This window comes from Streptomyces geranii, assembly GCF_002954775.1.
Classification (GTDB): domain Bacteria; phylum Actinomycetota; class Actinomycetes; order Streptomycetales; family Streptomycetaceae; genus Streptomyces; species Streptomyces geranii.
On the sequence record NZ_PJME01000049.1, the window covers coordinates 24,299 to 37,537 of the forward strand.

The 13,239-nt window shown below is 71.3% G+C and carries 8 protein-coding genes; 5 read left to right on the top strand and 3 right to left on the bottom strand.

Going from position 1 to position 13,239, the window contains the following annotated elements; genetic code table 11:
• The first annotated feature begins 93 nt into the window (after nucleotides 1-93).
• The gene (locus tag CW359_RS36170; protein ID WP_105974462.1) at nucleotides 94-1,596 is read left to right on the top strand and encodes a CYTH and CHAD domain-containing protein; all 1,503 of its coding nucleotides are present in this window, start codon (nucleotides 94-96) and stop codon (nucleotides 1,594-1,596) included.
• 86 nt (nucleotides 1,597-1,682) lie between these two features.
• On the top strand, nucleotides 1,683-3,635 hold the full coding sequence (locus CW359_RS36175; protein ID WP_105974463.1) for a TIGR03960 family B12-binding radical SAM protein: 1,953 nt from the start codon (nucleotides 1,683-1,685) through the stop codon (nucleotides 3,633-3,635).
• Between the two features lie 72 nt (nucleotides 3,636-3,707).
• On the opposite strand, the gene CW359_RS36180 is transcribed toward CW359_RS36175, so the two are convergent.
• From CW359_RS36180 to CW359_RS36190, 3 genes are all read right to left on the bottom strand, one after another.
• Nucleotides 3,708-4,340, bottom strand: coding sequence for an Imm21 family immunity protein (locus tag CW359_RS36180; protein WP_232838762.1), 633 nt, complete (start codon nucleotides 4,338-4,340; stop codon nucleotides 3,708-3,710).
• Nucleotides 4,341-4,539: 199 nt separating this feature from the next.
• Nucleotides 4,540-5,316 (bottom strand): methyltransferase domain-containing protein, encoded by a 777-nt coding sequence (locus tag CW359_RS36185; RefSeq protein WP_105974465.1) that lies wholly within the window; start codon nucleotides 5,314-5,316, stop codon nucleotides 4,540-4,542.
• An 8-nt stretch (nucleotides 5,317-5,324) separates the two neighbouring features.
• Nucleotides 5,325-6,695, bottom strand: a complete 1,371-nt coding sequence (locus CW359_RS36190; protein WP_105974466.1) for a serine hydrolase domain-containing protein — start codon at nucleotides 6,693-6,695, stop codon at nucleotides 5,325-5,327.
• A 158-nt stretch (nucleotides 6,696-6,853) separates the two neighbouring features.
• On the opposite strand from CW359_RS36190, the gene CW359_RS36195 reads away from it, so the two are divergent.
• The 3 genes from CW359_RS36195 to CW359_RS36205 all read left to right on the top strand — a co-directional run bounded on the left by CW359_RS36195 (nucleotide 6,854) and on the right by CW359_RS36205 (nucleotide 12,945).
• Nucleotides 6,854-8,017: a hypothetical protein gene (locus tag CW359_RS36195; RefSeq protein ID WP_105974467.1), complete on the top strand. Its 1,164-nt coding sequence runs from the start codon at nucleotides 6,854-6,856 to the stop codon at nucleotides 8,015-8,017.
• A gap of 47 nt (nucleotides 8,018-8,064) precedes the next feature.
• Nucleotides 8,065-8,865 carry a TIGR03936 family radical SAM-associated protein gene (locus tag CW359_RS36200; RefSeq protein WP_105974468.1) on the top strand — a complete coding sequence of 267 codons (801 nt, stop codon included), beginning with the start codon at nucleotides 8,065-8,067 and terminating at the stop codon, nucleotides 8,863-8,865.
• Nucleotides 8,866-9,129: 264 nt separating this feature from the next.
• Nucleotides 9,130-12,945, top strand: a complete 3,816-nt coding sequence (locus CW359_RS36205; RefSeq protein ID WP_105974469.1) for an Rne/Rng family ribonuclease — start codon at nucleotides 9,130-9,132, stop codon at nucleotides 12,943-12,945.
• Nucleotides 12,946-13,239 lie beyond the last annotated feature (294 nt).

A 13,239-nucleotide genomic window follows, 5' to 3' on the forward strand; every position in this document is an offset into this window, starting at 1 on the left:
CGACCTTCGAGCGAACGGCGAAGGTGTCCCGGATGGCCAATGAGCGACCTTTGGGGACTGCCGTCGGCGTCGAATCGTGACTAGATTCAATTCATGGCGGACACAAAGCGGGAAATCGAGCGGAAGTACGAATCCGACGACAGCGGGCTGCCCGACCTGACCGGTGTCTCCGGGGTCGCGGACGTCCTCGACAAGGGCACCGCCGAACTGGACGCGACCTACTACGACACCTCGGACCTGCGCCTCGCCTCCGCGTCGATCACCCTGCGCCGCCGCACCGGCGGCTCCGACGCCGGCTGGCACCTCAAACTCCCGGTCGGCCCGGGCGTACGGGACGAGATCCAGGTCCCGCTCTCCGACACCGTCCCCGAGGAACTCGCCGGGCTGGTCCGCGCCCGGGTCCGTGAGGGGCAGCTTGTGCCCGTGGTCCGGCTGCGCTCCGCGCGGGACGTGCGCGACCTCGTCGACGCGGAGGGCAAGCAGCTCGCCGAGGTCGGCGTGGACACCGTACGGGCGGAGCGGCTGTTCGGCGGTGACGGCACCGCCCAGTGGACCGAGATCGAGGTGGAGCTGGCCGACGGCGGCGACACCCGCTTCCTGGACAAGGTGGAGAAGCGGCTGCGCAAGGCGGGCGTACGGCCGTCGAAGTCCGCGTCGAAGCTGGCGCGGGCGCTCGCCGAGACCAAGGGCGGGCGGCCCCGGCCCGAGGAGGAGCCCGGCGAGCCCGTCACCGCCGGGGACCATGTCCTTGCCTATGTCCGCGCGCAGCGGGACGCCATCGTCGACCTCGACCCGGCCGTGCGCCAGGACACCGAGGAGTCCGTGCACGACATGCGGGTCGCCACCCGGCGGCTGCGCAGCACCTTCAAGTCGTTCCGCGAGGTGCTCGACCGGGAGGTCACCGACCCGATCGGCGACGAGCTGAAGTGGCTCGCAGGCGAGCTGGGCGTGGGCCGCGACCAGGAGGTACTGGCCGAACGGCTGGACGCGGCCGTCGGCGAACTGCCCCCCGCCCTCGTCCACGGCCCGGTCCACGAGCGGCTGGCGGCCTGGTCGACGGCCGAGTACGGCGGAGCGCGCAGCCGACTGCTCGGGGTGCTGGACTCGGCCCGCTATCTGACCCTCCTCGACACCCTGGACGCCGTGGTCACCGGCCCCCCGCTGCTGAAGTCGGCGGCGAAGGACCCGGAGAAGGTGCTCGCCAAGGCCGTACGCAAGGACTTCGCGAAGGTGGCCGCGCTGATCGACGAGGGCATGGCACAGCCGCCCGGCACCGACCGCGACCTCGGGCTGCACGAGGCCCGCAAGAAGGCCAAGCGCACCCGGTACGCCGCCGAGACGGCGGGCCCCGCGCTCGGCGCCCCGGCCAAGTCGCTCGTCAGGTCGATGAAGGCCCTGCAGAGCCTGCTCGGCGACCACCAGGACAGCTACATGGTCCGTACGACGCTGGGCGAGCTGTCGGCCGCGGCGCACACGGCGGGGGAGGACACCTTCACGTACGGGCTGCTGTACGGGCGGGAGGAGCGGCGGGCCGAGCGGGTGGAGGAGGCGCTGCCCCAGGAATGGGCGACGATTCAGGGCTCGATGGAGGTTTAGGGCCTGATTTCATCCGGGCGGGGGGAGTCCTCCGGGCAGGTTACGCTTGGTGGTCATCCCCGTCAGCTCACGAAGGTAACGCCGCGATGTCTGCCGAGTCGGTTTTCCCACAGCTCGAAGCCCTGCTCCCGCATGTGCAGAAGCCGATCCAGTACGTGGGCGGCGAGCTGAACTCCACGGTCAAGGTCTGGGAGGAGTGCGACGTCCGCTGGGCGCTCATGTACCCGGACGCGTACGAGGTCGGGCTGCCCAACCAGGGCGTCATGATCCTCTACGAGGTACTGAACGAACGTGAGGGCGTCCTCGCCGAGCGCACGTACAGCGTGTGGCCGGACCTGGAAGCGCTGATGCGCGAGCATCACGTGCCGCAGTTCACGGTGGACAGCCACCGTCCGGTCGGGGCCTTCGACGTGTTCGGGCTGTCCTTCTCCACGGAGCTGGGCTACACGAACATGCTGACGGCGCTGGACCTGGCGGGCATCCCGCTGGAGTCCAAGGACCGCACGATCGACGACCCGATCGTGCTGGCCGGCGGCCACGCTGCCTTCAACCCCGAGCCCGTCGCCGACTTCGTCGACGCGGTGATCATCGGCGACGGCGAGCAGGCCGTCCTCGACATGACGGACATCGTCCGCGCCTGGAAGGCCGAGGGCCGGCCGGGCGGTCGCGAGGAGGTCCTGTTCCGCCTCGCGAGGACGGGCAGCGTCTACATCCCGGCGTTCTACGACGTGGAGTACCTGCCGGACGGCCGGATCGCCCGAGTCGTACCGAACAGGTCCGGCGTCCCGTGGCGGGTCAGCAAGCACACGGTCATGGACCTGGACGAGTGGCCCTACCCCAAGCAGCCGCTGGTCCCGCTCGCCGAGACCGTTCATGAGCGGATGTCGGTCGAGATCTTCCGCGGCTGCACCCGCGGCTGCCGCTTCTGCCAGGCGGGCATGATCACCCGCCCGGTCCGTGAACGCTCGATCACGGGCATCGGCGACATGGTGGAGAAGGGCCTGAAGGCGACCGGCTTCGAGGAGGTCGGTCTGCTCTCCCTCTCCTCGGCGGACCACTCGGAGATCGGCGACATCGCGAAGGGGCTCGCGGACCGCTACACCGAGGACAAGATCGGCCTGTCGCTCCCGTCGACCCGCGTGGACGCGTTCAACGTGGACCTGGCGAACGAACTGACGCGCAACGGCCGTCGCTCGGGTCTGACCTTCGCCCCCGAGGGCGGCTCGGAACGCATGCGCAAGGTCATCAACAAGATGGTCTCGGAGGAGGATCTGATCCGGACCGTCTCCACGGCGTACGGCAACGGCTGGCGCCAGGTGAAGCTGTACTTCATGTGCGGCCTGCCGACGGAGACCGACGAGGACGTCCTCCAGATCGCCGACATGGCGATGAACGTGATCGCCGAGGGCCGCAAGGCCTCCGGCATGAACGACATCCGCTGCACGGTCTCGATCGGCGGCTTCGTCCCCAAGCCGCACACCCCCTTCCAGTGGGCCCCGCAGCTCTCGGCGGCGGACACGGACGCGCGCCTCACGAAGCTCCGGGACAAGATCCGCGGCGACAAGAAGTACGGCCGCTCGATCGGCTTCCGCTACCACGACGGCAAGCCCGGCATCGTCGAGGGACTGCTGTCCCGCGGCGACCGCCGCATCGGCGCGGTGATCCGCGCGGTGTACGAGGACGGCGGCCGTTTCGACGGCTGGCGCGAGCACTTCTCGTACGACCGCTGGATGGCCTGCGCGGAGAAGACGCTGCCTGAGTTCGGCGTGGACGTCGACTGGTACACGACGCGCGAACGCACGTACGAGGAGGTCCTGCCCTGGGACCACCTCGACTCGGGCCTCGACAAGGACTGGCTCTGGGAGGACTGGCAGGACTCCCTCGACGAGACCGAGGTCGAGGACTGCCGGTGGACGCCTTGCTTCGACTGTGGGGTGTGTCCTGCCCTGGACACGAGCATTCAGATCGGTCCTACGGGCAAGAAGCTGCTGCCGCTGACGGTCAAGACGGACGCTGCGATCAGCGGGCACGTGCACTGACGTGAGTGAGTTGGAGTGGGTCTGAGGGCTGGAAGCTCCTGGAGCCTGTTGGCCGGCGGGCCTGAGGACTGACTACGGACGGGGTGAGCTGTCCGGCGTTGACGCGGAGACGTCGGCGCCTCGTTCCGGAACGAGCTGGACCACGCCCACCCAAGGAAACTCGCTGGTCACGTGGACCGCTCGGACGATCCAGCGGCCTGCCGGTACAGCCACAGGGGCTTGTTCTGGCAGTTCGGGGCGGTCGGGGTACGGCCGATCGAGATCCGCTCCGGCCTCGGCGGAGTCCATGAGCATCGCCGGGCCATCCGTTTCCCATACCCCCGCCGCCTCCCACGCGGTGGTGGGGTTGTCCAGCAGCCTCTCGGCGGCCACGAGGAGTTCTGTGTCGGAGTCCGCGGCGAGTCGGCGCACGAAAGCTCTTCGTTCGGGCAGATAGCAGGTCCTGGCCGACTCATCACCCAGGACAAGGGCTTGCGCGCCGGCCGGGCCCACGTCGATCACAGCAGCGAGGTCTTCCACCGCGCATGCGCGGTCGTAGTCGTCCGGGTCATCGGTGTCGCCGATGATCATTCCGGCTTCCGTGCAGCCGCTCCACTCCTGCAACGCCGATACCGGTATGACGATGAGCGGGCCACCCATGGATGCAACCCAGTTGAGCTCCGGCTGCGTGCGGCGTGTGGGTGCCGTGTCGTTCGAGCTGTTCATGGGGCCAGGTTGCCGTATGCCTCTGACAACGCCTCGTCGAAGTGGATCAATGGCTGTCCTGGGCGTCGTCTCCGGGGATGGCGTTGGGTTGGATCTCGACGCGTCCGCAGGCGCTGTCGGCGAACAGCCGGGCCAACTGCCAGTGGTGTGAGTGCTGGTGCCGTAGCTGTCGTGGTTGGTCATCGGACCTCTGCCGAGGTCACAGGCGCGAGCACACCACCGTCACCAGGGTGAACGACGCGTAGAAGGGACCGTGGGCGAGGCCGTTGAACCAGGTCTCGCCCGCCGTCTTGTCGATGTGGCCCTCCGCGATGGCCTGTTGCATGTTCCGGCCCAGGCCCAGGGTGTGGTCGCCGGCGGTGAAGTCCGTGAAGACCGGGGTCGTCGCGGTCGTCGTCTCGATGTGGAAGCCCGCCCTGGTCGCCAGGCGGGCCAGGCTGCGGCCGATCGTGGCGTGGCGGACCACCTTCTCGGTGGTGTAGCGGGTGAAGGCGCGGCTCGTCTCCAGGTCGGCCGCGTCCACCGCCAGGGTGTCCCAGTCGGGTTCCGCCAGGCCGACGAGGGCGCCGGGGCGGGTGGCGGTGTGGAGTTGGGTCAGTACGGCCTCGGGGGAGCGTACGTGCATCAGGACCCGGTCGATCTTGGCTCGGTCCACCGTGCCGGGGGCGACCGGCAGGGCGTGTGCGTCCGCCTCCCGGATCTCCACCGTGCCGATGGCGGCGGCGCGTTCGCGGGCCGTCGCCAGCATCGCCGGGTCCTGGTCGACGCCGATGACCCGGCCGGTCGGGCCGACCCGTTCCGCCAGCGCCGGGAGGTCGGTGCCGGGGCCGCAGCCGACGTCCAGGACGGTGTGGCCCGGGCGGAGGTCCAGCAGGTCGAGCAGGTGTCGCTTGTACGTCCGTCCCGCGTCCTCGGCGGCGGCGCGCAGCATGTAGGACGCCTGGTCGGGCCTGGGGGCACCGAGAGTCTTCGTCATGGGGGCAGTCAAGCAGCCTCGCGCAGTCGGCAGGGGTGCGTGAGCAGATTGCCCAACAGGCCTTCCGCGTCACCGGACTTGTGCGCCAGCGCCACGCCGCTCAGGGTGCCGTCGCGGCCGTGGCGGAGTTGGAGGGACAAGACCGGGCTGTTCATTCGGGCGTCCGTGGTGGGGAGTTGGAAGGGGAAGGTCGCCTGGAAGGACCAGTCACGTGATGCGGTCGCCGGGGCTTCTGTCGTCTCGTCGTTCACGTGCAGGCGGGCCCGGGCCTCCTCCGGGGAGACCGTCAGTGACAGCGGGATCTCTCCCTCCGGGGTGCTGATCGTGCCTTCCCAGCGGGGAGTTGGGAGGTTCAGGGGGCGTACGGGGTCGTCCGGGGCGGGGGAGATCGACTCGGGGGAGTGGTCGGGAAGCAGTGTGGTGAGGAGGTGGTTGGTGATGCTGTCGCGGGCCGCCTTGTTCGTGCTGTTGGTCAGTACCGACACCGACAGCCGTCGCTCGGGCACGGTCACGACGATCGCCGCGACTCCGCCCATCCCGCCGCCGTGGCTCTGCACCAGGGGACCGGCGCCGAGCGACAGGCACCAGCCGAGCCCGTAGCCGAGGCCCGGGTTGACCTGGCCGCCCGCCGTACGGACGGCCGCCGCCGTCTCCGGACTCAGCAGGCGGTCGTACGACTGGGCGAACAGGGCCAGTTGGGCTGCGGGAGCCCAGCCCAGGGTGGCGCCGGGGTGGCTGGTGTCGCAGTACGGCGGATAGGCGCGTCCGGCGGTCGTGTAGCGGGTCGCGGAGGGGGCCGGGCCGGGGTAGGCGGGGCCCAGGTGGAGGGCGCCCAGGCCCAGGGGCTCGAACACCCGCTCCCGTACGAAGTCCGCGAGCCCTTGGCCCGATGCCGTCTCCAGCAGCCGGCCCAGGGCCCGGTAGCCGAGGTTGGCGTACTCGAAGGCGGTGCCCGGAGGGCGGTGCAGTCTCGCGTACGGGGTCGGGTCGACGCGGGTGCCGGTGGCGGGGTCGCCGTAGTGGAAGTCGTAGTGCGCGCCGAAGCCGCCTCGGTGCTGGAGGAGTTGGCGCGCTGTCGGGTCCGGCCACGGGTGGTCGCCCGGTACCGGCACAGGGGCGTCCAGGTCCAGCAGGCCCTCGTCGGCCGCGACGCAGATCGCCGTCGCCGTCATGGGCTTGGTGATCGAGGCCAGGGCGTAGACGGTTTCGGGGGTGGCGGGGCGGTGTGCGGTGACGTCCGCGAGGCCGTACGCCTCGGCCAGGGTCACCTTGCCGTGTTCGACCACGGCGACCGAGGCCGACGGGCAGTCGTGCTCGTCCAGGGTCGAAGCGCAGTACTCGGCAAGCCTGTTCGGGTCCAGCGCGTTCGACGTCGGCATGCGCGCATTCTCGCAGCGGGGCACGCCGGGGAGAGGTGGCGGGGAAAGGTGGGGGAAAGGTGGGGGGAGAAGTCGGAGGTTTAGTGCCGTTGTCCCTCGTCTTGATCACTTTTCGGATACACCGCATCCGGACGGGGGGTTGGCGCGTCTACGTCGGTATGGATCTGGAGAAACCGGCCACGAAGGTCGAGACACGGCAGCCCGGACGGCAGCCCGAAGGGTGTCTCGTCGTCGCGATCCGCATCCCCGTGCGGATCGTCGTGCTCGTGCTGGTCGTGCCGGTGCGGATGGTGTGGGACGGGCTCGTCGTCGGCTGGCGCCTCCTCATGGACACGGTGCTGCGGCCTCTCGGGCGAGCGCTGTCCTGGGTCGCGTGGGCCGTCCTCGTCTGGCCCTTCGTCGCGCTGTGGCGGTACGTCGTCACACCCCTGGCCATGGCCCTTGGCTGGCTCGGGAAGGTGCTGGTCGTCGTCCCCCTGGTGTGGCTCTTCCGGCACGTCCTGACGCCGCTCGGGCACGGGCTCGCCTGGATCTGCCGGGGCATCGGCGCGGGGCTCGGCTGGGTGTGCCGGGGCATCGGCGCCGGCCTGGGCTGGGTCTACGCGCGCGTGCTCACGCCGGTGGGGCACGCGGTGCTGTGGGTGCTCAAGGGACTCGGTGCGGGCGCGTCGGCCCTCGGGCTCGGCCTGTACGCCGTGGCCGCCTGGCTTGTGCGGTACCTGGTCGTCGTACCCGCGCGGTGGCTGTACGAGTGGGTCCTCACGCCGGTCGGCAAGGCCGTCGCCTGGTGTGTCCAGGGGATCGCGTGGGTGGTCGGCATGGTCTGCACCGGGATCGGGTTCGTCCTGTACTGGCTGCTGCGCCTGCTCCTCGTCCTGCCCGCGCTCGCCCTGTGGCGCTGGGTCCTGACGCCCGTCGGACGCGTCCTCGCCGTCGTCGGGCGCGAGGTCTGGTCCGCGCTCGGGCACGCCTGGCGCATCGCCGGGCACATCTCGCTCGCCGTCGGACGGTTCCTGGGGACCCTCCTTCGGTGGATCTTCGTGGAGCCCGTGCGCTGGGCGTACCGGACGGTGCTGACGCCGGTCGGGCACTTCGTACGGGACGCCGTGCTGCGGCCCGCCGCAGAGGCCGCGCGCAGTGTGGGACGCGTCACCCGGCAGGCGCTCGCCGCCGCGCGCGACTCGGCGCGGCAGGCGCGGGCCGACGTCAGGCGGATGTTCTTCGGGGAGCCGAAGGAAGCGGTCGCCGTGGACCGGCGGGAACCAGCGAGCGCCGACGGACGTACTCTAGGTAGCAGTACGACCGCACTCACGAAGGACTGACTCCACTGGGCAAGCGACAGCCCGAAGGCCCGCCGCCCGCGCCGACGGTGCAGCGCATCCGACTGCGCTACACCAAGCGTGGCCGCCTCCGGTTCACCAGCCACCGTGACTTCCAGCGCGCTTTCGAGCGTGCGTTGCGCCGTGCCGAGGTGCCGATGGCCTACTCGGCGGGGTTCACACCGCATCCGAAGGTGTCGTACGCCAATGCCGCAGCCACCGGCACGGGCAGCGAGGCGGAGTACCTGGAGATCGCGCTCACCGAAGCGCGCGATCCCGACAAGCTGCGCGAGCTGCTCGACGAGTCGCTGCCCACCGGGCTCGACATCGTCGACGCGGTCGAGGCCCGGACCTCCGGGCTCGCCGACCGGCTCACGGCTTCCGTGTGGGAGCTGCGGCTGGACGGAGTGGCGCCCGAGGAAGCGCGCCGCGCCGTCGACCTCTTCAACGCCGCCGAGACGGTCGAGGTCCAGCGCCTCGCCAAGAACGGCATGCGAACCTTCGATGCCCGGGGCGCGGTCGCGGGCCTGGAGGCGTTCGAAACAGGCGCTGAACCAGGTGATGAGACGCACAGTCCACAGGCTGATAGGCCTGTGGTCCAGCCCTGTGCGATACTGCGGCTGGTTGTTCGGCACGTGACGCCTGCCGTTCGACCCGACGACGTCCTGTCCGGTCTTCGCGCCGTGGCCGACCTGGCGCCGCCGGTCCCCGCAGGGGTGACCAGGCTGGCGCAGGGGCTGTTCGATGAAGAGACCGGCACGGTGACCGACCCGCTCGCGCCCGACCGCGAGGCAGCGGTGGCCCTCTCCATGGCCACTCCGACTGCCGCCGCGTCGCAGGCGCCGGCGTAAGGAAGGTCCCGCGAAGGGACGCACGTCGTAGCGCCGCCCTCGTACTCGGGAGCCACCTGGGTCGGGCAGCGCACCGACCACAAGACTTTCGCCAGGCCGTACGCAACATGGCTTACGGAACCGGCGAGACAGGACACTAGAGAGCTCCCGTGCGGCGCCCGCGCCCCGGACGGCGGCACCGCGCACTGCGCGAGCCGCGGACGTCACCGGCATCCAAGCCGGACCAGGTGCGGCGCCCGGGAGCCTGACGGGAGAACCGCCCGCATGCTCGAACCGACCGAACCCGCTTCGGAGCCCACCGAGGGTTCCGCACACGACACCCCCAGCGACACCCTGCCGCCGCGCCGTCGGCGCCGCGCCGCGTCCCGCCCCGCGGGACCGCCTGTCGCGGAGACCGCCCCCGCGGCCGAGACCACGGCGCCGGCCATACCGGCCGCCGAGGCCGACCAGGTCGCGGAGAAGGCCGTGGAGGCCGCTCAGAACACCGAGGAAGCCGTGGCCGCCGAGGCGCCCGCTCCTCGTACCCGCCGCCGGGCCACCCGGCGCGCGTCGGCGCCCGCAGGTGCGCCCGCCCAGGCCGCCGAGGCGGCCGAGGAACCTGCCGTGACCGCCGCCGTGTCCGCCCCGACTGCCGAGGAGAGCGGCGAGCAGGGCGAGAAGAACGGCAAGGCGAGCGACGAGAGTGTGGCCGCCGAAGCGCCCGCCGCCGTCGAGGAGGCCGCGCCCGCTCCGCGTACCCGTCGCCGGGCCACGCGCCGCGTCTCCACGCCCGAGCCCGAGGCCGCCGTCCAGGCCGCCCCCGTGGAAGAGGCGCCCGCGCCCGTCGCGGTGGCCGCCGAGGTCGTCGAGCCCGAGCCCGCCGCCGAGGACGCCTCGCCGCGTCGCGGACGGCGCCGGGTCGCCCGTAAGGCCGCCGTCGGGTTCTCCGCGCCCGCGCCCGTTGTCGGGAACGGCGACAGCGAGGGTGGACGGCGTCCCAGGCGTCCCGCGGTCGCCGTGTTCCAGGCGCCCGTCTTCACCGAGCCGATGTTCCAGACGCCCGAGCGGGCCGCCGCCGCGGCTGCCGCCGAAGCGGCCGAGGAGATCGAGGAGGTCGAGGAGGAGGTCGTCGAGGCCGCCCCGGTCGCCGAGACCGTCGTCGAGGAGCCCACCCCGCGCCGTCGCCGCCGTCGTGGCCGTAACGACGACGAGCCCGTGGCCGCCGCGCCCGTCGTGGTCGAGGAGCCGGAGGAGACGGAAGGCGTCGACGACGCCTACGAGTCCACCGAGGACACCGCCGACACCGACACGGACGACGACGGTGACGAGGGCCCCGGTTCGCGTCGGCGCCGCCGTCGCGGTGGCCGTCGTAGGCGCCGTGGTGAGTCCGCCGACTCCGACGGCGACTCCGGTGACGACGAGTACGCGGGCGAGCAGAGCGCCCAGGACGCCGATGACACCGCCGACCAGGCGGACGAGGACGCCGAGGAGGACGAGCGCGACGAGCCGGGTGGTTCCGGTTCCGCCAGCAGCCGTCGTCGGCGCCGTCGCCGGCGTCGGGCCGGTGACTCCTCCGGCGAGAGCGAGATCGTCAGCGCCGAGAACGACCCCGAGCGCACCGTCGTCAAGGTCCGCGAGCCGCGTGCGAAGCGCGAGGAGCACCCGAGCGACGAAGTCCAGTCGATCAAGGGCTCCACGCGTCTCGAAGCCAAGAAGCAGCGCCGCCGCGAAGGCCGCGAGCAGGGCCGCCGCCGCGTCCCGATCATCACCGAGGCCGAGTTCCTGGCCCGCCGTGAGGCCGTCGAACGCGTGATGGTCGTACGCCAGTACGGCGACCGCACCCAGATCGGCGTCCTTGAGGACAACGTGCTCGTCGAGCACTACGTCAACAAGGAGCAGTCGACCTCGTACGTCGGCAACGTCTACCTGGGCAAGGTCCAGAACGTGCTGCCGTCCATGGAGGCCGCGTTCATCGACATCGGCAAGGGGCGCAACGCCGTCCTGTACGCCGGTGAGGTCAACTTCGAGGCGCTGGGGATGGCCCACGGGCCGCGGCGCATCGAGAGCGCGCTGAAGTCCGGGCAGTCCGTGCTCGTGCAGGTCACGAAGGACCCGATCGGGCACAAGGGGGCCAGGCTCACCAGCCAGGTCTCGCTGCCCGGCCGCTACCTGGTCTACGTCCCCGAGGGGTCGATGACCGGCATCAGCCGCAAGCTGCCCGACACCGAGCGCGCGCGTCTGAAGACCATCCTCAAGAAGATCGTCCCCGAGGACGCGGGCGTCATCGTCCGTACGGCCGCGGAGGGCGCTTCGGAGGACGAGCTGCGCCGTGACGTCGAGCGGCTCCAGGCGCAGTGGGAGGACATCGAGAAGAAGTCGAAGAGCGGCGGCAGCTCGAACGCGCCGTCCCTGCTGTACGGCGAGCCGGACATGACCGTCCGCGTCGTGCGCGACATCTTCAACGAGGACTTCACCAAGGTCATCGTCAGCGGTGACGAGGCCTGGCAGACCATCCACGGGTACGTGTCCCACGTCGCCCCGGACCTGGTCGACCGCCTGTCGAAGTGGACCTCCGAGGTCGACGTCTTCGCGACGTACCGCATCGACGAGCAGCTCGCCAAGGCGCTCGACCGCAAGGTGTGGCTGCCCAGCGGCGGCTCGCTGGTGATCGACAAGACCGAGGCGATGATCGTCGTCGACGTCAACACCGGCAAGTTCACCGGCCAGGGCGGCAACCTCGAAGAGACCGTCACCAGGAACAACCTGGAGGCGGCCGAGGAGATCGTGCGCCAGCTGCGGCTGCGCGACCTGGGCGGCATCGTCGTCATCGACTTCATCGACATGGTCCTGGAGTCCAACCGCGACCTGGTGCTGCGGCGCCTGCTCGAGTGCCTGGGCCGCGACCGTACGAAGCACCAGGTGGCCGAGGTCACCTCGCTGGGCCTCGTGCAGATGACCCGCAAGCGGGTCGGACAGGGCCTGCTGGAGTCGTTCTCCGAGACCTGCGTCCACTGCAACGGCCGCGGTGTCATCGTGCACATGGAGCAGCCCAGCTCCAGCGGGGGCGGCGGCAAGCGCAAGAAGCGCGGCCGTGGCGGCGCCGAGAGCGAGCACGAGCACACGCACGACACCCACGAGCACGACGTGATCGTCGACGCGGACGACGACATCGAGGAGACGGCGGCCGAGGTCGCCGCCGAGGTCGCGGCGCCGGAGCCCTTCTTCGAGCCCGACGACGAGCTGTACAGCAGTGCCGCCGAGGCGGAGGCCGCGGCCGGCCGCGGTGGCCGTTCCAGGCGGCGCGCGAGCCGTCGGGCCTCGGCTCCGGCGGGGGCGCCCAGGGCGGAGTCGCGCGCGTCCGACGGGCGTCGCGCCGATGCCCGTACGGCCGAGCCCGTGGTCGCCGAGGCTCCGGTGGTCGTGGAGGCGGCTCCGGTCGTCGTGCCCGAGGTCGTGGCTCAGGCCGCGCCCGTGGCCGTCGAGGACCCGGTCGTCGAGGCGCCGGTGCAGGACGACGCGGCTCCCAAGGGGCGTACGCGTCGGCGGGCCACCCGCAAGGTGTCCGCTCCGGCCGGGTCGCCGAAGGCGGCCGACGAGGCCGTGGCGGAGACCGTGGTGACGACGCCTGTCGTCGAGACGGTCGTGGAGCCTGCTCCGGCTCCGGCGGAGGCTCCGGCCTCGGTCGAGGCTCCGGTGGAGGCCGTCGCTGCCGAGAGCGCCGCTCCGGCCCGGCCGCGGCGACGTGCCGTGCGCAAGGCCACCGCGCCCACCTCGTCCGCGGAGGCGGCCGTCGTGGTCGTCCCCGCGGCCACCGAGCCCGAAGCGGTCACGGCCGAGGTCGAGGCCGAGGAGGCGGTGCCCGCCAAGAAGACGGCGCGCAAGACCGCCGCCAAGAAGGCGACCACGGCCAAGAAGGCCGCCGCGAAGAAGACCACGGCGGTCAAGAAGACGGCCGCGAAGAAGACGACCACGGCCGCCAAGAAGGCCACGACGAAGAAGGCGGTGGCGTCGAAGAAGACGGCTGCCGCCGCCGAGCAGTCGGCGTCGGAGTCGGTCTCGGCGGGTACGGGTTCGGCCTCGGCCTCGGCCTCGGAGGGCTGATCCCTCCTGGCCGACAGTTGCGGTACGGCGGTCCGTCCGGGTTCAGCACCGGGCGGGCCGCCGTGTTTGCGGGGCCTGCGGACGGGGAAACCCGCTCAGTTTGACCCGTTCAGGCCGGGCCCGTAATCTTGACCGTCGGCGTGTCCATAGTTTTATCCGTGACGCGCCTACATCCCCGTAAACCTGCATCCTCCTGAGCACCGGACCTTTCGGTGCGGCGGGAGAGGCCGCTCGCCTTTTGTCGGGCGGCTGGACTGCGGGGGTGCCGTTCCCGAGCGAGAGAGTGAGATCCGC